This window comes from Aeromonas sp. PI_26, from assembly GCF_027854445.1.
Classification (GTDB): Bacteria; Pseudomonadota; Gammaproteobacteria; order Enterobacterales; family Aeromonadaceae; genus Aeromonas; species Aeromonas veronii.
Genome location: NZ_JAJNOE010000002.1, coordinates 404,769 through 427,203, shown reverse-complemented (window position 1 = coordinate 427,203; position 22,435 = coordinate 404,769). Strand labels below are relative to the sequence as shown.

Sequence of the window (22,435 nt, the reverse complement as noted above, 5' to 3'; positions counted from 1 at the left end):
CCATCTCTCAAGGCTGGGCCAGCATCATTGCTGGCCTTTCAGATTAAACGGGCGAACATAGGGCAACAGCTCGGTATCCAGGGTGACGCTGCGGCCACCGGTACCCACGCTGCCAAGTCCCTTCATTTCAAACTGCAGACCAATGACTTTTTCCGAAGTGGGCTTCAGGGTGACGTTGTCCGGCTGATTGTGCCACTCCAGGCTCATGTTGATGCTCCAGCAGCAGGAGTCGTATTTGACACCGATCTTGCGGTCAATGTTCACATCCTGCTTGATGTCACGGTAGTAACCGCCATACATCTGCCACTGATCGGCGATCGGCGCCATCATCACCAGACCCGCCTGGCTCAGATCTTCTGCCAGCGCCGTGTTGGTCGGATAGCGATAGTCCAGGTTGCCATCCTTGATGTAGCGGTAGTTGACCTGAGTGGTCAGCTTGCCGGTTCGGTACTCGACTGCACCGTTGCCAGCCGTAAATTCACCCTCGGAGGTATCGTACTGGGTCCCCGCGTGGGCAAACCACTCATCGGTGATCCGGGCATCCCCCTCGAACGAGAGCAGGGAGCGAGCGTTGGTGCTTTCCGGATTTGAAGGGTAGAGGCGCACCTTGGGTGGTGTCATTTCGAAGGCCTGGGCCACCGCCAGACGCAACCGTTCATCACCCACATTGTCATAGACCCGGCTGGTCAGGCCAACGGTGACCCGATTGGCATCGCTGATGCGGTCGAGACCGGCAAAGCGGCGGTCACTGAACAGGCTGTAGTAGTCCTGACGGGTGGTGGTGGAGTCGTAGATCCCGATCTCGTCCTGATTTTTGTAAGGGATATAGAGGTACTGGAACTCGGGTTCCAGGGTCTGGGTGCCCTTGCCATCATACCAGTCGAGCGGCCGATCGAAGTTGACGCCCCCCTTGAGGCGGAAGGACGGCAGAGTACGGGTAATGGTGCCCTCTTTCAGGGTCAGCTGTTTGCTGTCTGTATCGGTGAAGCGGCTGCGGTCCTGGCTAACCAGATTATCGGGTACCTCCTGGTTGTAGGAGGTAAACATCAGCTTGTACTGACTGGTCAGGTAGTAACCCGGTGCATCCACCAGGGGCACGGTCAGGGTTGGCGCCAGATGCAGGCGGGTAGCGGTATAGCGCTCACCTGCTTGCAGAGTGGCGGCACTGCCACTGTCATAGCCAAACTTGGTCAGTTCACTGTTCCAGGCCAGATCGAACCACTTGCCTTGCTGATAGTAGTTGTAGTCGATACGCGGCAGCATCTCGTGGGGCAGCAGCGCATATGGGCTCAGGATCTGGTAGCGGCGCACCTCGGAGGTGAGGTTCCAGTTGGGCTGGTAGTAGCCGGCGGTAAAGGATTGCTGCAACTGGCTGTCGACCTGAGTACCCACTTGCGGGCTGAAGTCGTTGAAGTAGTTGTAATCCTTGTCGCGCACCTGGGTGTAGTCGATACCAAAACGCAGGCTGCCATCCATCAGGGCGGAACCGTGGCGGACGTTCATCAGGTAGCGATGTCCATCGGACAGGCCAGCCAGACTCGGATTGCTCGGGCTGTACTGCTTGTCATCCGCCAGATTTTCAAAATAGAGAGTGCCGGTGTGGGCGGGGTCCGGCATGTAGCGGAACTCCACCTGTTCCATCAGGCCGCGTTTGTCCATAAAACGGGAGGTGATGGTGGCATCGTAGTTGGGAGCTATGTTCCAGTAGAAGGGCTGGGTGATATCCATGCCGTTGCTGGAGCTTTGCTTGTAACCCGGGTAGAGCAGACCGGTCTTCCGCTCATCCTTGATGGGGAAGTTGATATAGGGGAAGTAGAACACCGGGTAATCATAGAGCCAGAGGCTGGCATTCCAGGCTTCGCCGAACACCTCTTTCTGGTCGATGTCGATGCTGCCCGCCTTGAGGGTCCACACTTCCTGACCGGGGGGGCAGGTGGTGTACTGGGCCCCCTCCATGGTGATGTTCTGGTTGTTGTTGGTCATCACCACGCGCTTGGCAAAGCCGCGTACCGGTGAGCCATGCACCTGATACTTGCCCTCCTCCAGTTCGGAGTTCTTGGTATCCAGGTTGGATTTGAGGGTCTTGTCGCTGGTGACGGTCACCTGACCGTCGTTGTAATAGATGTTGCCGATGGCGATGACATCCCGGCTCTTCTGGTCGAGCTGGGCATAGTCGGAGTCAAACTTGCGAACACCCTGACGAACCTTGACGTCACCTTCATAGACGGCGGTGCCGCCCTGTTTGGCCTCGAGACGGTCAGCATCAACCTCGACCGGCTGTGCGTTGGCATCCTGATCCGATGCAGGCTTCTCTATCTTGGGAACATAGTCATAGCAGAGACTATCGAGAATGCCGGTGGCTGGCGGCGCTTCGAACGGGGCCGCCTGCACCATCATAGGGGTGAGTGCGGGGGCCAGGCTGATAGTCAGGGCGATGGGATAGCGGTACCCCAGTGTCCATTTTGTCATGTGAAAGACTCGTGCAATCCGTGATAGATACGGTTGATCCAAGGCATGCATTTTACGACAGGTTTCATCGAGTTGACATTGCATGTCATTGCTTTATGTTAGCCGGCAATGATAAAGCATTATTGCGGCCAGGGCTAACAGCCAAGTGCTGCTTTCCACCTTGGTCCTCTACTTATGCACGATCGCGATTCCCTGCTATTGCAGTGGGCACGCCGTATTTCCGGTGATGCCAATCTTCAGTTGACCCTTATTTCCGGTGATGCCAGCTTCCGCCGCTACTATCGTGGTGGTGGTCTGGTGTGGGTGGATGCCAATCCGAAAACCGAAAAAAATCATGAATTTGTTCGTAACGCGGCGGCCTTGCAGGCGCGTCAGCTGTTGGCGCCAGAGGTGAAGGCGGTGGACTACGAACAGGGGCTGCTGGCGGTCAGTGACCTGGGCGATACCCAGCTGATCAGCTGCCTGAACGAACACAATGTGCTGGCTTGGTATGGCAAGGCGATTGATTTGCTGCCCCGCCTGGGGGCGGTTGAACTGGCGCTTGAACCCTTCGATGCGGCTTTTATGGCGCGGGAGAACAGCATTTTCCCCGAGTGGCTGCTGGGCCAGCATCTGCAGCTGACCCTGAGCCATGAAGAGCAGCAACTGCTGGACGAGACCTTCGCCTGCCTCACTGCCTGCAATCTGGCCCAGCCGCAGGGGGTGATGCATAGAGATTTCCACAGTCGCAACCTGATGGTGTGTGGCGGAGACACTCCTGATAGCAGCGAACTCGCCATCATCGATTTTCAGGATATGGTCATCGGCCCGCTCACCTATGATCTGGTTTCCCTGCTGAAAGATTGCTACGTACGCTGGCCGGACGCGGTGATCGAGCAGGGGATGCAACACGGTTTTGCCACTCTGCAGCAGGCGGGACTGCTTGGCGAGCGCGACTACGCCAGTTTCCGCCGCGATGCCGACCTGACCGGGATGCAGCGCCACCTCAAAGCGGCCGGAATCTTCACCCGCCTCTATCATCGCGACGGCAAGTCAGGCTATCTCAAGGATATTCCCCGCACCCTCGGCTACGTGGTGGATGTCTGTCGCCGCCATGGTAGCGCCTATCCGGTGCTGGCCCGTTTTGGTCAGTGGCTGGAGCAGGTGGTGTTGCCAGGGATCGCCAATGCAGGGGTAAAACCATGAAGGCGATGATCCTGGCCGCTGGCCGTGGCGAGCGGATGCGCCCGCTGACCGACCTGCTGCCCAAGCCGTTGCTGGCGGTGGGGGGCAAACCGCTTATCGTCCACCATATCGAAAAGCTCAAAGCCGCTGGCGTGACCGAGTTGGTCATCAACCACGCCTGGCTCGGCCACAAGCTGGTCGAGAGCCTGGGTGATGGCCGTGCGCTTGGCGTGACCATCCACTGGTCAGCCGAGGAGAGCGCACTGGAGACCGCGGGCGGCATCGTGCAGGCGCTGCCGCTGCTGGGCGCAGACCCTTTTCTGGTGATCAACGGCGATACCTGGCTCGATCTCGATTATCACACTCTGGTCAGCCAGCCCCTTGGCGATGATCTGGCCCACCTTTGGCTGGTACCCAATCCGCCCCAGCACCCGAGCGGGGACTTTGCCCTGCAAGAAGGGCGAGTCGTGGATACGCCAGCGTTTACCTTCAGCGGGGTCGGACTATATGATCCGGCGGCCTTTGCCGGTCTCGCGGGCGGCGCCCGCAAACTGGCGCCCCTGCTCCGTGACTGGATGGCGCAAGGGCGGGTGGGCGGCAGCCTGCTCGCTGGCGAGTGGCGCGATATCGGCACGGTCGACCGTCTGCGCGAGCTGGATGACCAGCTCCAGGCCCGCACTCATTAACTTCAAGAGGTCTTGAACCATGCGTATTTGGGGTAAGGTGCTGGGCGCCTTCTTCGGTTTTCTGCTCGGCAATATCATCGGCGCCCTGATTGGCCTCTGGATTGGCCACCGTTTCGACCGTGGCATGGGGCTGCAGGGGGCGTTTCGTCGCGGTCCGACTCAGGCGCAGCAAGCCGTCTTCTTCCATGCCACTTTCTCGGTGATGGGTCACATCGCCAAGTCCAGCGGACAGGTGACCGAACAGGAGATCCGGGTTGCCTCCAACCTGATGGATCGGATGCGGCTGGCGGGCGAACAGCGTGCCCGGGCGCAGGAGTCGTTTCGTCTCGGTAAGGAGGCCGACTTCCCGCTGCGCGAGACCCTGGCCGAGTTCCGCCGTGCCAGTCTGGGGCAGCGCGATATCCTGCGCTTCTTCCTCGAAGTGCAGTTGCAGGCGGCCTTTGCCGACGGGCGGGTGGAGGAGGGCGAGCGCGCCATTCTGCATACCATTGCCGACGAGCTGGGTTTCAGCCGCATCGAGTTGGCCCGCATTCTGGCGATGGCCGAAGCGCAGATGAACTTCTTCAATCAGGCCCATGGCCAGTATCAGGGGGGCCATTCCGGTGGCCAGCAGTATCGGCAGGCGGCACCCTCTGCGGATCGCCTCAAGAATGCCTACCAGCTGCTGGGGGTGAGCGAGAGCGACAGCGATCAGGATATCAAGCGCGCCTACCGCAAGGAGATGAGCAAACATCACCCGGACAAGCTGGCCGCCAAAGGGTTGCCGCCGGAGATGATGGAGATGGCCAAGGAGAAGACCCAGGAGATCCAGCAAGCCTGGGAGTGGATCCGCGAGGCCCGCGGCATCCGGTAAGCGCCAACGTCAGGTTGGAACAGACAATAAAAAGCCCCGCAGCAGTGCGGGGCTTTGTTTTGCCGTGTGGCGCAGGCCGGGTTATTTGGCCGGAATCGCTTCCAGCACGTGCACCAGCAGTTGCCAGAAACGCTCGACCGCCGGGATATGTACCTTCTCGTCAGGGGAGTGGGCACCGCGGATGGTCGGGCCGAAGGAGACCATGTCCCACTCCGGATAGGCGCTCTTGAACAGACCGCACTCGAGGCCGGCGTGGATCACCATGACGTTGGGCATGGTGCCAAACAGTGTCTGGTAGCTGTTGCGAACCAGCGCCATGACAGGGGAGTCCACGTTCGGTGCCCAACCTGGGTAGGCACCGGTGAATTCGCAGCTGGCGCCTGCCAAGGTGAACAGGGAGCGGGTCATCTGCTCGATGCTCTCGCGGCCGGAGTCAATCAGGGAGCGGATCAGGCACTGGACGTACACTTCGCCATCCTGAGTCTTGATGACCCCCAGGTTGGTCGAGGTTTCGGTCACGCCGGGCATGGCATCGCTCATGCGCATCACGCCGTTCGGGCAGGCCATCAGGGCATCCAGCAGGCGCTGCTGCAGGGAGACGCTCATCAGCTTGGCCGGTTTGGCGGCGCTGTTAACCAGCACGGTCAGGTTCGGCTCGGTGGCGGCCAATTCGGTCTGGTAGATCCCGGTGTAGCGGTCAACCAGCGCCTTGAACTCGTTTACGCTGGCAGCAGGCACCAGCAGGGTGGCACGGGCTTCGCGCGGGATGGCGTTGCGCAGGGTGCCGCCGTGGATCTCGGCCAGACGAACATCCAGCGGCTCGGCTGCTTTGAGCAGACGCACCAGCAGCTTGTTGGCGTTGCCACGGCCGCGATGGATATCGCAACCGGAGTGGCCGCCACGTAGCCCTTTGACCGCCAGCTCGAACGCTTCACCTTCAGCAGCATCAACCAGCTCGAGCGGGAAGCGGATATTGGCATCCACACCGCCAGCGCAGCCCATATAGACTTCGCCATCCTCTTCGGAGTCGGTGTTGAGCAGAATTTCGCCCTCCAGCCAGCCCGCTTCCAGACCGAATGCGCCGGTCATGCCGGTCTCTTCGTCGGTGGTCAGCAGCACTTCCAGCGGGCCGTGCTTGATGGTCTTGTCAGCCAGCACAGCCAGACAACCGGCCATGCCGATGCCGTTGTCGGCACCCAGGGTGGTGCCACGGGCCGTGACCCACTCGCCATCGACATAGGCATCGATGGGATCGTTGGCGAAGTCGTGTTTGGTGTCGGCGTTGGCCTGCGGCACCATGTCGATGTGGGCCTGCAGTACCACGGCTTTGCGGTTTTCCATCCCCGGGGTGGCCGGTTTCTTGATGATGATGTTGCCGACCTTGTCCTGCTTGACCGCCAGACCTTCTCCCTGAGCCCATTGGATGATCCAGGCGCTCAGTTTGGCTTCATGTTTGGAAGGGTGGGGGATGGAGCAGATCTGTTCGAAGAAATGCCAAATCAGTTTGGGAGAGAGAGAGCTAAGCTGTGCCACGTCGGGACTCCTTACCAGCACGGAATTAACAGGGCCCCATCAGCGGGCCGGGGAAGAGGATAACGATAATACAGTCAATCACACAAAAATGTGAGCAATCAGCGCAAATCGCAGGCAGCTTGTGCTGGCTGATGGCAACCAGGCAGTACGATCGTCAGGTTCGGACGACGCTGACCGACAGAAAAGAAAATATGTGACCGATCTCACAAAAATATTGAATTTAACGCACCGACTGGTAAATTAGCTCCCGTGGTTCGCCACCCGTCAGGATGACGATGAAAGCCTCCAGGGAACCGAAGCAAAGCAAGTGCGCCTCCATGGAACCGAGTGTTCGTTCAAGGATTTGAGCCCGCATTAAAGGTACGTAACTTGTTAAGCAATCAGGAGTTTCAATATGCCAGGCAGCAACTCAACCTATTGGTTTGCCCCTTCTTTGTATACCCAGGGTTTCAGCTACCCTAACCCCTTCGTCACTCGTCGCTAAGACGAGCTGCCCAACCAGGCAGAGGCGAGAAAGCAGCAGGTGCGTGAGGTAAATCCTCCCCCTGCTATTTTTTTATCTGCGATTTGCCGCACAGCCCATTTGGACTCGGCAGCAGGGACGGCAGGTTAGTCGTTTGGCGCTCTAGATGTGCCGAATGGAGAGGGTGATGCCGATTTTTCCTGTTTTTGGCATACGTTTGCCAGGCATTTTCTCTGCAAACGGTGCTATCATATCGGCCCAACAGCCTGTCCGCGGTTTGGACACATCATCTAACCGATCGCCGGATAAGCCCATCTTGCTTCCATTGTTATCAGATTTGCTGCCGAGGCTTAGCCCTGAGGCAGCCGAAGTGCAATCTGAATTCAGTCGGGCAAGGGCCGCCATTTACTGGCATCCGCAGGGATAATTGCGGATGTTGTTATTTTAAGTGATTGTTTTTAAATAACTATTCGAGATCGATAACATGCCGAAAAAGTTCTATGTGTCGTGGGACAACCTGCAACGTGAAGCTCGCCGTCTGGCCCGTCGTCAGCTGCCTGTCAGCCAGTGGAAAGGTATCATCGCGGTCAGTCGTGGTGGTCTGGTGCCCGCAGCCCTGATGGCCCGTGAACTTGGCATTCGTAATGTGGAAACCCTCTGCATCTCCAGCTATGACCATGACAGCCAGCGCGAGCTGGTGGTCGTGAAGGCTGCCACCACCGCCGGTGACGGCGAAGGCTGGCTGGTGGTGGAAGATCTGGTGGACACCGGCACCACCGCCAAGGCGATCCGCGAGCTCTACCCGAAGGCCAAGTTCATCGCGATTTTCGCCAAGCCGATGGGCGAAGCGCTGCTGGACGATTTCGAAGTGGCGATCCCGCAGGATACCTGGATCGAACAGCCGTGGGATATGGCACTGGAGTTCGCCACGCCGATCTGCGACGAAAAGTAACGGGATCGGGATGTGACGCTCGCTGCGTCCATTGGTCGCAACCGGCAATAATGGTTTCACAGGGCTCCAATTTGGAGCCCTGTTTTTTTGTCTATCAATCTGTTGCAGGGTGGCTGATGGGCAGTAAAAGTGGTTAAGATGAGCTATTGCCTGATATGAATGGGACACTATCTTGGACTTGAACGAAGACCTAAACCTGACCGAACAGCTCTTTACCCGCGTCAAGAAGGTATTGGAAACATCCGAGATCTCCAACTCCAGTGCGGCTGATCTGGCGCAAGCCGAGTCAGACGAGATGTTTATCGATGGCTCCATGTCAAAGAGCTGGTATCGCCTGCTGCGTCGCCCCTCCTGGACTTGGCAGGGGGCTGATCCCATCGAAGTGGAGCAGACCCTGGCCCGCATCGCCATGGCGACCGGCGAGCGCACCCACGATTGCTATCTCGATACCATCAAGGGCTATGTGCCCGGCAACTGGATCTACGAGTGGAGCCAGGTGGCTGGCAACTATTTCAAGCAGGGCCGTGAACTGCGCGAGAAGGGTGATCCTTCTGGCGCCTTGAAGCAACTGCTCAAGGCGGTGCGCTACTACTCCATCGCCAGCTATCCCCATCTCAAGGATGACGAGCTGGCGGATCAGGCCCAGCTGCTTGGCAACATGGCCTATCGCGAGGCGGGTCGCCTGTTCAAGGTGCCGCTCAAAGAGATCCAGGTGCCTTTTCGCGGCAAGCATATTCAGGGTTATCTCCACCTGCCGACGACCGAAAAACCGGTGCCGCTGGTGATCATCAGCGGCGGGATCGACTCCCTGCAGCTCGATTTCCTCAACTTCTATCTCAAACGGCTCGAGCCCAACGGTATCGGCATGCTCTCCCTCGATATGCCCGGGGTCGGCTATGCCGAGCATTGGCCGTTGGTGCAGGATACCAGCCGCCTTCATCAGGCGGTGCTCCATTACCTTTCCGAAGTGGCCTGGGTCGATCATCAGCGTATCGCCATGGTGGGAATGCGTCTGGCGGGCAATATCGCAGCCAGACTGGCCTTTATCGAACCGTTCAAGCTGCGCACCGTGGTCTGTGTCGGCGCCGGGGTCAATCAGGTGTTTACCAATCAGGAGCTGTTTGCCAAGTGTCCGCGCATGATGCGGGACAGTCTGGCCAACCGGTTGGGGGCGGATGCGGCGCAGTGGGACGGCATGCGTACCAAGTGCCAGGTATTTTCACTTAAAACACAAGGATTACTGGGGACTCGCACCTCTGTGCCGATATTGAGTATTGGACACAAGCGAGATTTTATTTGTCCCGAGCAGGATGTACGGGCATTGGCGGCGGCCAGTCGTAACGGCAAGGCCATCGTATTCGACAAACAGCCTTTGCTGGAGGTGTATGACAAGGCACTGGACGAAATCGTCGAGTGGCTGAAACAGCATTTGTGTACCTGATATTGCGCTAAAGAACTGACGCCATCCCGAGGTGGCGTGGCTTGTTTAACAGGGAGGTTAACATGTCTGAAAGAGTGACCTACAAGCGACTGCTGAGGCAGTTTGCTGCCATTGGCCCCTATTTGCGCGAAGATCTCTGCGAAGAGGGGCGTTATCGTTTCGACTGCCTGTCGGTCTGCGTCAGCGCCAAGCCGGCGCCGGACAAACGGGAGTTCTGGGGCTGGTGGCTGGTGCTGGAGCAGGACGATCACCACTTCCGTTACCACTATCAGCTCGGTTTCTACAATGCTGATGGTGAGTGGCTGGACAAGCCGATCCCCAAGAAGCACCAGGTAGAAGTGGAGCGGACCCTCAACCGTTTCTACAAGCTCATCAGCGACAAACTGACGGCTCTGGAGTGTCAGTTAGCGCCAGCGGATCAGGTCACCAATGAGTTGACCGTGACCGCCGCTTGATCCCTGATGCCCGGCGAGCAGCATCCCGCTGTTTGCCGGGCCATCAGTCAGCCATCTTCCCTTCCGCCCGCAATCATCCGGGCCTTTGCCACATCACCTCCCTCCGGCGTTAATTGCCTTGCAGGGCTCCATGGCCGTGGGTATAAAGATATTCCTTACTTTTTAGCCTTTATGCTCCCATGGAAAACAGAACCATAGTTGTCAAGTTGGGCACCAGCGTGCTCACAGGGGGGTCTTCCCAGCTCAATCGTGCCCATATGGTCGAGCTGGTCAGACAGTGTGCGGCCTTGCACCGTCACGGCCACAGGGTCGTGGTCGTCACATCAGGGGCTATCGCCGCCGGGCGTGAACATCTGGGTCACCCGCCACTGGCGCCAACCCTGCCCAACAAGCAGATGCTGGCGGCGGTTGGTCAGACCCAGCTGATTCGGGTATGGCAGGATCTGTTCAACCTCTACGGTCTGCATATCGGCCAGATGCTGCTGACCCGCGCCGATCTGGAAGATCGGGAACGCTACCTCAACGCCCGCGACACCATGCGCACCCTGCTCGATCACCGCATTATTCCGGTGATCAACGAAAACGATGCGGTGGCGACCGCCGAGATCAAGGTCGGCGACAACGACAATCTCTCCGCCCGCGCCGCCATTCTGGCGGATGCGGATCTGCTGATCCTGCTGACCGACCAGAAGGGGCTGTTTACCGCCGATCCGCGCACCAATCCCGATGCCCAGCTCATTGAAGAGGTGCAGACCATCGACGATACCCTGCGCTCGTTGGCGGGTGACAGTGTCAGCGGCCTCGGCACCGGCGGCATGGCTACCAAGCTGCAGGCAGCCGATGTGGCGCGCCGCGCTGGTGTCAACGTGGTGATCGCGACCGGCCAGATGCCGGAGGTGATCGGCCGTCTTGCCAAGGGCGAGCGGATTGGCACCCTGTTCCCGGCGCTGGCGTCCCCGCTGGAAGGGCGCAAGAGCTGGATCCTGGCAGGCCCGCCCCCTCACGGCGAAGTGCATGTGGATCAGGGGGCTGTCGCCGCCATGAAGGAGAAAGGCTCCAGCCTGCTGCCCAAGGGGATCGTCGCGGTCAGGGGCGACTTTATTCGGGGCGATGTGGTGCGCATTCTTGATCCCAAGGGCGCCGAGTTGGCGCGCGGTATCTGCCGTTACGACCATCTGGAGCTGGATAAGCTGCGTGGCGTCCACTCGGATCAGATTGAGCAGGTATTGGGCTATGGATACGGTTCAGTAGCCATCCATCGAGACGATATGGTGCTGCTCTAATCAGGGCGGCACGGCATGAACAAAAGGGAACCGAGATGAGTCTGGAGAAAATGGGGCAGGCGGCCCGTGAAGCCGCCTATCAGCTGGCCACCATCAGCACGGCGCAGAAGAATCGGGCGCTGGCCGCCATCGCCGACGAGCTGGAGGCGCGCAGTGAACAGATCCTTGCCGCCAACGCGAAAGATATCGCAGCCGGCCGAGAGGCTGGCTTGTCAGAAGCCATGCTGGATCGCCTGCTGCTCAATCCGGCCCGGCTGGCCGGTATCGTGGCGGATGTGCGCAAGGTAATCACGCTGGATGATCCGGTCGGCGCCGAAATGGATAGCCGGGTGCTGGAGAATGGCCTGCGCCTCTCCCGTCGTCGGGTGCCCATCGGGGTTATCGGCGTCATCTACGAGGCGCGTCCCAACGTCACCATCGACATCGCCAGCCTCTGCCTCAAGACTGGCAACGCCAGCATACTGCGTGGCGGGCGCGAGACCTTCCACTCCAATCTGGAGCTGGTGCGGGTTATCCAGCATGCCTTGGCTGCCTCCGGTCTGCCCGAGGCGGCGGTGCAGTACATCGACAACCCGGATCGTGCGCTGGTGGCCGAGCTGCTGCGCCTCGACCGCTATGTGGACATGATCATCCCCCGTGGCGGTGCCGGCCTGCACAAGATGTGCAAGGAAAACAGCTCCATCCCGGTCATCATCGGCGGGTTCGGTATCAGCCATATTTTCGTCGACGAGAGCGCCGATCTGGTGCGCTCTCTGGCGGTCATCGACAACGCCAAGGTGCAACGCCCCTCCGCCTGCAATGCCCTCGATACCCTGCTGGTGCACGAGAAGGTGGCAGCCACCTTCCTGCCGCAGCTGGTGACGCTGATGAACGAGCGCAAGGTGACGCTGGTAGCCGCGCCCAACGCCATGACGCTGCTGGCGGGCGCCGACAACCTGTGTGAGGCGGGGCCGGAGGATTTCGATACCGAGTGGCTCGGGCTGACCCTGGGGGTCAGGTTGGTGGCGGATGTGAACGAGGCGCTGGCCCATATGCGCGAGCACAACGCCGGCCACTCCGATGCCATCCTGACCAACGATCTGGCCAACGCCGAGCGTTTCGTCAACGGGGCCGGTTCGGCGGCTGTCTATGTCAACGCCTCCACCCGTTTCACCGATGGCGGCCAGTTTGGGTTGGGGGCGGAGGTAGCGGTGTCGACCCAGATGCTGCATGCCCGTGGCCCCATGGGGCTGACCGAGCTTACCAGCTACAAGTGGGTAGGGCAGGCCGATTACCTCAGCCGCGCCTGATAACAGGCTGTTGCAAAAACAAAAATGCCGACCACAGGGTCGGCATTTTTTTCGCTGGCATCGCACCGATACCACGCCGTGCGCTATCGCTTGGGGTTATTCCCCGTGATAGAGCACCTTGTCACCGGACTTGAGCACATAACCCTTCCAGATAAAGAGGGTGTAGCCGCTGCCCTGCCACGACCAGTTGCCCTCCGCACCTTGACGGGTCAGCAGGTGCTGCTCGCCGCTTGGTAGATGCAGTTCGGCCTGCGTCTGGTCGGTGTTGAACAGCACGAAGGCGCTGCTGGTCTGGCTGGCATCGGTTGGATTGAGCCGGATACCCTGCTCGAACAGGCGCACACATTTGCCGGTCAGCGCTGACCACTGATAGCCCGCACTGCCGATGCAGCCGTGGCTGTCGCGATCGCCGCCCACCAGATGTTGTTCCGGTGTACTGCATGCCGCCAGCAGCAGAGAGGCGGCCATCAGGGTCAATGTGCGCATGGTTACTCCTGAAGATCCCGTTCGATGACGATGTTGGAGAATCCCAACTCTTTGAAGTAGTTCTCCTGGTAATCCTTCACGCTTTTCTTATCACGGCGACAAACCTGAGCCAGCTGGGCCTCCATGGCGTGAAAACTGGTGAGATCCAGCCCTTCGGCAGCAGCGATGGCGTCATAGATGCTGCGGAACTTGTCGTTCGCGTAGCCGATCTCTTTGGCCTGTTTTTTATAGGTGTACGTAATCTTAAAGGCCATCTTGCCCTTCCTTCTTCGATTTGGCTTGCTTGCGCTGGACGTAGAGGTAGAGGCTTTCGACCTTCTCCCGAGCCCAGGGGGTCTTGCGCAAGAACTTCAGGCTGGACTTGATGCTCGGATTATCGGTGAAGCAGCGGATATTGATCTGCTGCCCCAGCTCTTCCCAGCCATAGTGCTCGACCAGTGCGGTGACGATGGCTTCCAGCGTCAGCCCGTGCAGCGGGTTGTTCTTCTGCGAGGCGTTCGGTTGCTCGCTCATGCCTGCTCCGCCAGCTTGGCAAAGGGCTGACCCATGCGGGTAGTGACCCCGTTGGCCAGATGGGGTTCGAAACCGGCCAGCATGCCCGGGCCAAACAGGCAGACCACGGTGCTGCCCAGCTTGAACAGGCCCATCTCGGCACCTTTCTGCAGGGTAATGGCCTCGTCGCCGCTGTAGTCCCAGCGCACCACCTTCTTCTCTTTGGTCGGCGCAATATTGCCGGCCCAGATGGTCTCGATGCTGGCCACAATAGTGGCACCAACCAGCACCAGCGCCATGGGGCCGTGCGGGGTGCGGAAGGTGGCGACCACCCGCTCGTTGCGGGCAAACAGGTTGGGCACGTTCTCGGCGGTGAGCGGGTTGACGGAGAAGAGATCCCCCGGCACGAACACCATGCTCTCCAGCACGCCGTCCAGCGGCATGTGGATGCGGTGGTAATCCTTGGGCGCCAGATAGATGGTGGCGAAATCGCCATCCTTGAATGGCGCCACCAGATCCTCATAGCCGCCCAGCAGCTCGCGGGCGCTGTAGTCGTGGCCCTTGGCCTGGATGATGCGACCCTGCTGGATCGGGCCGAGCTGGCTGACGGTGCCATCCACCGGCAGCGCCAGAGTCATGGCATCTTCTACCACGGGGCGGATACCGGGCTTGAGCTCGCGTGTGAAGAACTCGTTGAAGCTCTTGTAGTGGGCCGGACTCTCGTGCAGCGCCTCACTCATGTCGACCTGATACTGCTTGATAAAAGCCTCGATCACCCTGGTGGTGATGTTGCCCGCTTCGGCGGCGGCAAACTTGCCGATCAGACGGGAGAGGGCGTGCTTGGGCAGACAGTATTGACCGGCAATTTTCAGGTTGTCAGTAATGCTCATGTTCATCATCAACGTAGGTTTATTAGGGTCACAGGCGCGCTTGCTGGCGACCGTGACGGGCTTCCTGCATGGTTTCCAGGATGCGGTGATAGTTGTGGAAGCGATCGGCGCTGATAGCGCCCGCGTCGACCGCGGCGCGCAGGGCACAGCCGGGATCGTCCTTGTGGGTACAGTCGCGGAACTTGCAGCCACCCAGATAGTCGCGAAATTCGACGAAGCACCAGGTGATGCGGTCGGCTTCCAGATGCCAGAGGGCGAACTCGCGGATCCCGGGGGAGTCGATGAGATCGCCGCCGCTCGGGAAGTGGTAGAGCCGCGCCGTGGTGGTGGTGTGCTGGCCGAGCCCCGAGTTTTCGGAGATCTCGCCGGTGAGCACATCCAGCCCCGGCATCAGGGCGTTAGTGAGCGAGGATTTGCCCACCCCGGACTGGCCGACGAAGATGCTGATCTTGTCGGTCAGTGCGGCTTTAAGCTCATCGAGCCCTTCACCGCTCTCGCAGCTCACCAGCAGCACCTCGTAATTGAGTTTGCGGTAGGTTTCGAGCTGGCGTTCGATGCGCGCTCTAGCGGCATCATCGAGCATATCGACCTTGTTCAGTACGATGAGGGGGCGGATCTCCACATCCTCGGCGGCCACCAGATAGCGGTCGACGATATTGGTGGAGAACTCGGGCATCACCGCCGAGACGATGATGATCTGGTCGATGTTGGCGGCGATGGGTTTGACCCCGTCGTAGAAGTCCGGCCGGGTCAGTACCGAGTGGCGCGGATGCACCGCCTCGATGACGCCCGCTGTCGCGGCATTGAGGCCGGGACGCCACACCACCTTGTCGCCACAGACCAGACTGCTGATGCTGCTGCGCCGCAGGTTGCTGCGGTGGATGGTGCCATCGACCGCTTCCACGTCTGCGTGCTGACCAAAACGACTGATCACCACCCCTTCGATGGCCGGGCCAAACAGGGTGTCATCCACCACTGTGGTGTGATCTTTTTGCAGCCGCCGTTCGCGGTTGGCCTGGACGCGCCTTTGTTGACCCAGATTGAGTTTTGCTTTCTTTGCCACTCGATTCGCCAGTTTATGAACAGATCCAAAGCCAGTATGATACATGCAAATTGGCAAAATTCCGCCATTCCTCCCAATAGAGAGAGCAATCATGACAGTCAGCGCGCAGAACCTGGTATGGATCGACATGGAGATGACGGGTCTCGACCCCGAAGAGAACGTGGTACTGGAGATTGCCACCATAGTCACCGACAAGGATCTGAACGTACTGGCCGAAGGGCCTGTCATCGCCATTCATCAGAGTGATGAAGAGCTGGCCAAGATGGACGACTGGAACGTCAACACCCATACCAAGAGCGGTCTGGTCGCTCGGGTCAAGGCGAGTCAGCACGATGAGGCGAAAGCCATTGCCGAGACCCTCGCGTTCATTCGCCAGTGGGTGCCGGAGCGCACCAGCCCGCTGTGCGGCAACAGCATCGGTCAGGATCGCCGCTTCATGGTCAAGCACATGGCCGAGCTGGAAGCCTTCTTCCACTACCGCAACGTCGACGTCAGCACCATCAAGGAGCTGGTACGCCGCTGGCAGCCGGAACTGCTGGATCAGTTCAAGAAGAGCGGCACCCACCAGGCGCTGGACGATATCCGCGAATCCATCGCCGAGCTGCAGTTCTATCGCAGCCACGTCTTCAAGATCTGATTCCCCGGCAAGGGTTTGTCATACTCTGGCTGCTAAAATCGACAGTTCGGCCAGCTTTTGAGCGAACGCGCGCAACCAGACAAAAAAGCCCTTGCAATTGGAATGACTGCTCTTATAATTCGGCTCCCGTACAGTAGCGCAAGCAACCAAATGCTGTACGGCCTGTTTTAAGGTAGTTGCGGGAATAGCTCAGTTGGTAGAGCACGACCTTGCCAAGGTCGGGGTCGCGAGTTCGAGTCTCGTTTCCCGCTCCAAAAATCTGATGATGACACTGGTGCAAACCAGCCCGATGCGGGAATAGCTCAGTTGGTAGAGCACGACCTTGCCAAGGTCGGGGTCGCGAGTTCGAGTCTCGTTTCCCGCTCCAATCATCAGCCAGCCTCAAGACAACCAAATTGTTGCGGGAATAGCTCAGTTGGTAGAGCACGACCTTGCCAAGGTCGGGGTCGCGAGTTCGAGTCTCGTTTCCCGCTCCAAAAAATTTGTAAGTGATATTCCGATGCGGGAATAGCTCAGTTGGTAGAGCACGACCTTGCCAAGGTCGGGGTCGCGAGTTCGAGTCTCGTTTCCCGCTCCAATCACTTGCAGATGACATTCTGTTGCGGGAATAGCTCAGTTGGTAGAGCACGACCTTGCCAAGGTCGGGGTCGCGAGTTCGAGTCTCGTTTCCCGCTCCAAACATTTGTAAGTGACATTCCGTTGCGGGAATAGCTCAGTTGGTAGAGCACGACCTTGCCAAGGTCGGGGTCGCGAGTTCGAGTCTCGTTTCCCGCTCCAATCACTTGTAAATGACATTCTGTTGCGGGAATAGCTCAGTTGGTAGAGCACGACCTTGCCAAGGTCGGGGTCGCGAGTTCGAGTCTCGTTTCCCGCTCCAATCTCTCTTCGAAGTTTTCATAATCCCTTTGAATTGCCCTTCACATCGCGCCACGATGCGTTGTCGTATCTGGCGTTTACTCAGCGTGTCTCCGCCGCCTTTTGCAAACAGGAAGATGGTACGGGTTCATTGTGCGGGTTGTACGAGGGAAAGGTGGTTGGCAGGAAGAATTGCGGGCAAAAAAGAGGAGGGGCCTTGGCTCCTCCTGCATGATTCACTGGCGCGGGCTTAGACCAGAGTAACGTTTTCAGCCTGAGGGCCTTTTTTGCCCTGGGTCACAGTGAACTGGACTTTTTGACCTTCAGCCAGGGTTTTGAAACCGGTGCTCTGGATGGAGGAGAAGTGAACGAATACGTCCGGACCCTGGGATTGTTCAATAAAGCCAAAACCCTTGGTTTCGTTGAACCATTTTACCTGGCCGGTGCGAATGTCAGACATGTGCTAAATCCTATCAATAACAAAATGAAACTAAGCCCGTGCTGGGCTGCATTTGCCTTGCAAGCAGGGGTTGGCTCATGACTGACCACGTCTCTTTGTCCCAGTAGCACGCAGAACAATCCCTGTCTAAAGCACAAACGATTGTACGTTAGCGCCGATCCTTGTCAATTTGACCCCTTTCGTTTTTTGAACAAGCTAAAAATATTGTGAAGTCAGTAGCTTATTTGAAGATATTTGACTGAAAAAAACGGGAGGCCAGCGCCTCCCGTTTTGTTATTCCTTGAGGGCGAACCCTTCGCCCTGCCGGTCATAGCGGTAGACTGCCTGACCGTAGGAGCGGATCTCCACCCGCTGGATGCGGCGGGTGTCGTCCACCAGGATGAAGATAGAACGGCCCGATTGCAGGCGGGTCAGGGGACGATCCGGCCCCTCGATGGCGATCAGGCGGCTCAGCTCGGCACCCGGCAACTCGAATTTACGCCAGATGGAGTAGAGGGTCTCACCCGCCTGCACATCGTGTTGCAGCCAGGTGCCGTTGACCTTCTCTTCGACCGGCTTGGCTGCCGCGGGGGCACTGCCTGCCGCGCCACTGCCGACAGTTAGAGCTTGAGCAGGCACGGCCAGCGGCACTTCCAGTGAGCCGGAAGGGGCTGCTTTGGGGGCGGATGGTGCCGGCTCCCAGGCCAGCACCAGCAACCAGAGCGGGATCAGGATCAGCAGACCTATGGTGTTTTTGCGGGGCAGCGGGCTGGACAGCTTGAATTTGCCTGCTTTGGCATCCTGGCGACGTTGGCCGAGGTTGCTCATCCCTTGGCCAAAACGTTGGCGCAGGGACAGGGTCGCGGCATTGATGCGATGGAGCAGGGATCCTTGAGATTCGTCTTGGCGACGCTGCTGGGCTCGTCTGTTATGGCCTCGTGGGCGACGGTCCGGGGTGGGCACGGCATTTACCTCTCACTACATTGCCTGCCATCAGGCAAATTCGTCGCCTATGGTAAACGGACTCGCCCCCGAGGGGGAGAGTCCTGATGCGGAAAATTATCAGCTGAGACGAAATTGACCCAATAATTGCTGCAATTTGTCGGCTGCCTGACGCAAAGCCTGACTGGCTTTGGCCGTTTCGGTCGCATCCTGAGCAATGTCGTTGGCCAGTGCGTTGGTTTTTGACAGGTTGCCGGAGACGGTTTCTGAGACCGAGCTCTGCTCTTCGGCGGCGGAGGCGATCTGATAGGTCATGTCGTTGATGGTGGAGATGGCCTGGTAGATGCTGCCGAGCGCCTCTTCCGCCAGATCCGCTTCGCTCACTGCCTGATGGGTCAGCTGTTGGCTCTGGGTGATGGCGTTGACTGCATTGGTGGAGCTGAGGCGGATCTTCTCGATCAACTCCTGGGTGTTCTGTACCGCCTGCTGGGTATTGCCCGCCAGTTTGCGCACCTCGTCGGCCACCACCGCAAAGCCGCGGCCCTGTTCGCCAGCCCGGGCTGCCTCGATGGCGGCGTTGAGGGCCAGCAGGTTGGTCTGGTCGGCAATCCCCTGAATGACGGTGAGGATGCTGGTGATCTGGGCGCTGTCGTGAGCCAGCCCTTCCACCACTTCGGCCCCTTTACCTGCTTCCGCCGCGACCTTGTGCATCGACTGGATCACCTGCTGGAAGCGCTCCTTGCCCTGATCGGCTGCGCCTTGCGCCTGTTTGGCCGAGTCGGCGGTGTTGTTGGCGTGGGTGGCGACCTCCTGACTGACGTAGGACATCTCCTGCACCGCGGTCAGCATCTGCTCCATCTCCGCCTGATGGTGCTGCAGGTTGTTGTCGGTCTGGCCGGCGATGCGATCGGTATCACCGGCGTAGCGGTTCACCTCGCTGGCAGTCTTGAGCACATCCCCGAGCAGCCCTTGCAGCTTGTCGATAAAGCGGTTTATCCCCTTGGCGAGATCCCCTAGCTCATCGACAGATCGGGTCGTGAGGCGTTTGGTGAGATCCCCTTCACCATCGGCGATGTCATCCACCAGGCTGACCATCTGACGGATGGGGCCTGTGATGCTGCGGGCAATCACCAGCATGGTGGCCAGCGCCAGCACCAGTACGATAACGGCACCCACCAATTGCTGGGTCATGGCTGCCTGGTTCATGTCGCTCAGCTGGCTTTCCAGTTGATCGGCCCCCGCCAGTACCACCTTGTAGGGCAGGGTGACGATGATGGCCCAGTTGCGGCTCATTCCCGGTACCATGATGGGGACGGAAATACGGAATGACTCGTCCAGCTCCTGACGCTGAACTTCCGGTTTCAGGTACTGCTGCCACTGGTTGCCCAGCACCTTACTTGCGCTGCTGCCGAGCAGGCTGGCATCGCCGCTGGTGCCGGTGATGACACCGGCGGCGCTGACGATCAGGGTTTCGCCCTGGCCGTCATAGATGTTGCTGTTGAGGCTCTTGGCCTGACGGCTGATGGAGTCCACCGCCAGATCGAGCGCTGCGATCCCCTTGAACTGACCATTCACCATGATGGGGGTGGTGATGGTGCTGACCAGCACCTGCTGACCGTTGATATCCACCTTGAAGGGATCGATGAGGCAAGAGCGTCCTTCCCGTTTCGGGCAGGCGTAGTAGTCGTTGGCGGGATTGCCGAACTCGTCCGGGTCGGTTTTTTCGATGGAGAGCAGCAGATCGGTACCGATTTGATCCTTGTCGCGATAGAAGTAGGGCACGAAGCGCCCCTTGTCGTCACTGCCCAGCGCACTCTGGCCAGCAAAGCTGGCATCCTGACTATCGAAACCGTTGGGCTCGAAGCCGGCGAAGGCGCCATAAAGCTGGGGCTCCAACGCCAGTTGTGCCTTGAGCAAGTCGGTGGCCTGCTGGCGATCCAGCGGCAGTTTGCCTTGCTGTTGCAGGGCGAGGGTGCTGGCCATCTGCTGGGTGTAGGAGAGCCCTTTTTGCAGCAGCTGGGTGATGGTGGCCGCCTCGGCGCGGGCATTGGCGCTGACCTTTTGCCATGCCTCCTGCTGCAGCGCTTCACGGCTGGAGCTGATGGTGAGTTGTTGGGTCTGTTTGCCGGAGTATTGGTTGAGCAGGATCAGGATGACCAGGGCTGCGGTCATGGCGATCCCGGCCATCACTAAAATGCGATTCTGGATAGAACGGAACTGCATCGTCTCTTCCTTGTTCGTGAGAAGTGTGGTGAGCGTTATTTGGGTATCGACCGGAGGAGGCAGCTCTCCAGCATTGTGCATAGCAAATCGGAAACGGGGCTTCTGTTTTGCGATCCTCTTCAAATATCGGGCTACAGATGCAAATGGCGACAGATTTAATCCCCTACTTTAGCCCGCAATGGCGTCATGGTTTTCCCATCCGTGATTGTCGGTGCTAAAATGCGACGGTTTTTTCTAACGAATTGGCCCAAGGCCCTCTACACAAGGCTTAAAGATGAAAGTCAAAACCCGTTTTGCTCCCAGCCCGACCGGCTTTTTGCATGTCGGCGGTGCCCGTACCGCACTCTATTCCTGGTTGTTTGCAAAGAACCAGGGCGGTGAGTTTGTGCTGCGTATCGAGGATACCGATCTGGAACGTTCCACTCAGGAGGCCATCGACGCCATCATTGAGGGCATGGAATGGCTGGAGCTGAACTGGGATGAGGGCCCCTACTACCAGACCAAGCGCTTCGATCGCTACAACGCGCTGATCGACGAGATGCTGGCTGACGGCCGCGCCTACAAGTGCTACTGCTCCAAAGAGCGTCTGGAAGCGCTGCGTGAAGGCCAGATGGCCAACGGCGAGAAGCCGCGTTATGACGGCAAGTGCCGCGACCACGCCCACGATCACCCGGCCGATGCGCCGCACGTGATCCGCTTCCGCAACCCGACCGAAGGCTCCGTGGTGTTCGATGACCACGTCCGTGGCCGCATCGAGTTCGCCAACACCGAGCTGGACGATCTGATCATCCGCCGTACCGACGGCGCGCCGACCTACAACTTCTGCGTAGTGGTCGATGACTGGGATATGGAGATTACCCACGTGGTGCGTGGCGAAGACCACATCAACAACACCCCGCGCCAGATCAACATCTACAAGGCTCTGAACGCGCCGGTACCGGAATTTGCCCACGTCTCCATGATCCTGGGTGACGACGGTGCCAAGCTCTCCAAGCGCCACGGTGCAGTCTCCGTGATGCAGTACCGCGACGATGGCTACCTGCCGGAAGCGCTGCTGAACTACCTGGTGCGTCTGGGCTGGTCCCACGGCGATCAGGAGATCTTCAGCCTGGACGAGATGATCAAGCTGTTCAGTCTGGATGCCATCTCCAAGTCCGCCTCTGCCTTCAACACCGACAAGCTGCTGTGGCTGAACAACCACTACATGCGCAGCCTGGATCCGGCCTATGTGGCCAAGCACCTGGCCTGGCACATGGAAAACCAGAAGATCGACACCAGCAATGGCCCGGCGCTGGCCGAGGTAGTCACCCTGCTGGCCGAGCGCTGCAACACCCTGGTCGAGATGGCCGCCCAGAGCCGCTACCTGTTCGAAGAGTACGAGGCCATCGACGAAGCCGCTGCCAAGAAGCACCTGCGTGGCGTCGCTGCCGAGCCGCTGGCTCTGGCCAAAACCAAGCTGGCTGCACTGGATAGCTGGACTACCGAAGCGTTGCACGAGCTGATTGAAGCGACCGCTGCCGAGCTGGGTCAGGGCATGGGCAAGGTTGGTATGCCGCTGCGTGTGGCCGTCACCGGTCTGGGTCAGTCCCCTGCCATCGACGCCGTGATGGCGCTGGTCGGCAAGGAGCGCGTGCTGGCGCGTATCGACCGCGCACTGGCGTATATCGAAGCCCGCATGGCTGCCGAGTAACTGCTGCCAATGTGGCAGGCGAGGGGATAACCCTGCTCTGCCACATGCTGAATAGCAAAAATCCGAAACCACTGGTTTCGGATTTTTTTATGGCCATCGCACAGGCCGAAAATACTTTGGATAAAAAAAT

General features: G+C 59.1%; 20 protein-coding genes and 7 tRNA genes. 17 read left to right on the top strand and 10 right to left on the bottom strand.

Annotation, left to right across the window (positions count from 1 at the left end; all coding sequences use genetic code 11):
- Positions 1-24: 24 nt before the first annotated feature.
- Positions 25-2,469 (bottom strand): LPS assembly protein LptD, encoded by a 2,445-nt coding sequence (lptD, locus tag LRL22_RS04500; protein WP_270904810.1) that lies wholly within the window; start codon positions 2,467-2,469, stop codon positions 25-27.
- A gap of 174 nt (positions 2,470-2,643) precedes the next feature.
- Between lptD and LRL22_RS04495 the strand changes: the two genes are divergently transcribed.
- Genes LRL22_RS04495 through djlA form a run of 3 tightly spaced genes read left to right on the top strand, consistent with a single transcriptional unit; the run spans position 2,644 to position 5,172 of the window.
- A complete protein-coding gene (locus LRL22_RS04495; protein WP_270904809.1) occupies positions 2,644-3,654 on the top strand; it encodes an aminoglycoside phosphotransferase family protein in 1,011 nt (336 codons plus the stop codon).
- Positions 3,651-4,319, top strand: a complete 669-nt coding sequence (gene murU, locus LRL22_RS04490; protein ID WP_236301567.1) for an N-acetylmuramate alpha-1-phosphate uridylyltransferase MurU — start codon at positions 3,651-3,653, stop codon at positions 4,317-4,319. Before LRL22_RS04495 ends, murU begins: the two co-directional genes overlap by 4 nt.
- Positions 4,320-4,338: 19 nt before the next feature.
- Positions 4,339-5,172 carry a co-chaperone DjlA gene (gene djlA / locus LRL22_RS04485; RefSeq protein WP_129504666.1) on the top strand — a complete coding sequence of 278 codons (834 nt, stop codon included), beginning with the start codon at positions 4,339-4,341 and terminating at the stop codon, positions 5,170-5,172.
- 81 nt (positions 5,173-5,253) lie between these two features.
- Here djlA and LRL22_RS04480 read toward each other — a convergent pair whose 3' ends face one another.
- Entirely contained in the window at positions 5,254-6,705 is a 1,452-nt protein-coding gene (locus LRL22_RS04480; protein WP_270904808.1) for an aminoacyl-histidine dipeptidase, read from the bottom strand.
- A gap of 947 nt (positions 6,706-7,652) precedes the next feature.
- Here LRL22_RS04480 and gpt point away from each other — a divergent pair.
- The 5 genes from gpt to LRL22_RS04455 all read left to right on the top strand — a co-directional run bounded on the left by gpt (position 7,653) and on the right by LRL22_RS04455 (position 12,588).
- Entirely contained in the window at positions 7,653-8,120 is a 468-nt protein-coding gene (gene gpt / locus LRL22_RS04475) for a xanthine phosphoribosyltransferase (RefSeq protein WP_005339007.1), read from the top strand.
- Positions 8,121-8,292: 172 nt separating this feature from the next.
- Positions 8,293-9,561: an esterase FrsA gene (frsA, locus tag LRL22_RS04470; protein WP_005349360.1), complete on the top strand. Its 1,269-nt coding sequence runs from the start codon at positions 8,293-8,295 to the stop codon at positions 9,559-9,561.
- A 62-nt stretch (positions 9,562-9,623) separates the two neighbouring features.
- Positions 9,624-10,016 (top strand): sigma factor-binding protein Crl, encoded by a 393-nt coding sequence (gene crl, locus LRL22_RS04465; protein WP_005339003.1) that lies wholly within the window; start codon positions 9,624-9,626, stop codon positions 10,014-10,016.
- A 179-nt stretch (positions 10,017-10,195) separates the two neighbouring features.
- Positions 10,196-11,299, top strand: a complete 1,104-nt coding sequence (proB, locus tag LRL22_RS04460; RefSeq protein ID WP_139461212.1) for a glutamate 5-kinase — start codon at positions 10,196-10,198, stop codon at positions 11,297-11,299.
- Positions 11,299-12,588 carry a glutamate-5-semialdehyde dehydrogenase gene (locus tag LRL22_RS04455; protein WP_270904835.1) on the top strand — a complete coding sequence of 430 codons (1,290 nt, stop codon included), beginning with the start codon at positions 11,299-11,301 and terminating at the stop codon, positions 12,586-12,588. The genes proB and LRL22_RS04455 overlap by 1 nt, the downstream gene beginning before the upstream one ends.
- A 96-nt stretch (positions 12,589-12,684) precedes the next feature.
- Here the strand turns inward: LRL22_RS04455 and LRL22_RS04450 are convergent, their stop codons facing one another.
- From LRL22_RS04450 to rsgA, 5 genes are read right to left on the bottom strand one after another with little or no spacing between them, the layout of a single operon-like run.
- Complete coding sequence (locus LRL22_RS04450) at positions 12,685-13,074, bottom strand: hypothetical protein (protein ID WP_270904807.1); 390 nt, start codon at positions 13,072-13,074, stop codon at positions 12,685-12,687.
- A 2-nt stretch (positions 13,075-13,076) separates the two neighbouring features.
- The gene (locus tag LRL22_RS04445; RefSeq protein WP_005338984.1) at positions 13,077-13,328 is read right to left on the bottom strand and encodes a DUF2960 domain-containing protein; all 252 of its coding nucleotides are present in this window, start codon (positions 13,326-13,328) and stop codon (positions 13,077-13,079) included.
- Entirely contained in the window at positions 13,318-13,587 is a 270-nt protein-coding gene (locus tag LRL22_RS04440) for a VF530 family DNA-binding protein (protein ID WP_005349372.1), read from the bottom strand. The genes LRL22_RS04445 and LRL22_RS04440 overlap by 11 nt, the downstream gene beginning before the upstream one ends.
- Complete coding sequence (asd, locus tag LRL22_RS04435; protein WP_181269912.1) at positions 13,584-14,456, bottom strand: archaetidylserine decarboxylase; 873 nt, start codon at positions 14,454-14,456, stop codon at positions 13,584-13,586. Before asd ends, LRL22_RS04440 begins: the two co-directional genes overlap by 4 nt.
- Before the next feature lie 28 nt (positions 14,457-14,484).
- Positions 14,485-15,519 (bottom strand): small ribosomal subunit biogenesis GTPase RsgA, encoded by a 1,035-nt coding sequence (rsgA, locus tag LRL22_RS04430; protein WP_204827376.1) that lies wholly within the window; start codon positions 15,517-15,519, stop codon positions 14,485-14,487.
- A 91-nt stretch (positions 15,520-15,610) separates the two neighbouring features.
- Here rsgA and orn point away from each other — a divergent pair, with 91 nt between their 5' ends.
- The 8 genes from orn (at position 15,611) to LRL22_RS04390 (ending at position 17,033) form a co-directional block, all read left to right on the top strand.
- Positions 15,611-16,156: an oligoribonuclease gene (gene orn, locus LRL22_RS04425; RefSeq protein ID WP_111900716.1), complete on the top strand. Its 546-nt coding sequence runs from the start codon at positions 15,611-15,613 to the stop codon at positions 16,154-16,156.
- A gap of 178 nt (positions 16,157-16,334) precedes the next feature.
- Positions 16,335-16,410: transfer RNA gene (locus LRL22_RS04420), tRNA-Gly, on the top strand.
- A gap of 37 nt (positions 16,411-16,447) precedes the next feature.
- Positions 16,448-16,523: transfer RNA gene (locus LRL22_RS04415), tRNA-Gly, on the top strand.
- Positions 16,524-16,556: 33 nt separating this feature from the next.
- Positions 16,557-16,632, top strand: a tRNA-Gly gene (locus LRL22_RS04410).
- Between the two features lie 25 nt (positions 16,633-16,657).
- Positions 16,658-16,733 (top strand) — tRNA-Gly (locus tag LRL22_RS04405).
- Between the two features lie 24 nt (positions 16,734-16,757).
- Positions 16,758-16,833, top strand: a tRNA-Gly gene (locus LRL22_RS04400).
- A 24-nt stretch (positions 16,834-16,857) separates the two neighbouring features.
- Positions 16,858-16,933 (top strand) — tRNA-Gly (locus LRL22_RS04395).
- Between the two features lie 24 nt (positions 16,934-16,957).
- Positions 16,958-17,033: transfer RNA gene (locus LRL22_RS04390), tRNA-Gly, on the top strand.
- 228 nt (positions 17,034-17,261) lie between these two features.
- Here LRL22_RS04390 and LRL22_RS04385 read toward each other — a convergent pair.
- The 3 genes from LRL22_RS04385 to LRL22_RS04375 all read right to left on the bottom strand — a co-directional run bounded on the left by LRL22_RS04385 (position 17,262) and on the right by LRL22_RS04375 (position 20,615).
- Positions 17,262-17,471 (bottom strand): cold-shock protein, encoded by a 210-nt coding sequence (locus LRL22_RS04385; RefSeq protein WP_005338972.1) that lies wholly within the window; start codon positions 17,469-17,471, stop codon positions 17,262-17,264.
- A gap of 273 nt (positions 17,472-17,744) precedes the next feature.
- Positions 17,745-18,413: a LysM-like peptidoglycan-binding domain-containing protein gene (locus LRL22_RS04380; protein WP_047436096.1), complete on the bottom strand. Its 669-nt coding sequence runs from the start codon at positions 18,411-18,413 to the stop codon at positions 17,745-17,747.
- A gap of 99 nt (positions 18,414-18,512) precedes the next feature.
- On the bottom strand, positions 18,513-20,615 hold the full coding sequence (locus tag LRL22_RS04375) for a methyl-accepting chemotaxis protein (protein ID WP_270904806.1): 2,103 nt from the start codon (positions 20,613-20,615) through the stop codon (positions 18,513-18,515).
- 274 nt (positions 20,616-20,889) lie between these two features.
- Between LRL22_RS04375 and gltX the strand changes: the two genes are divergently transcribed.
- Positions 20,890-22,305 (top strand): glutamate--tRNA ligase, encoded by a 1,416-nt coding sequence (gene gltX / locus LRL22_RS04370; RefSeq protein ID WP_201908578.1) that lies wholly within the window; start codon positions 20,890-20,892, stop codon positions 22,303-22,305.
- The last annotated feature ends 130 nt before the right edge of the window (positions 22,306-22,435 follow it).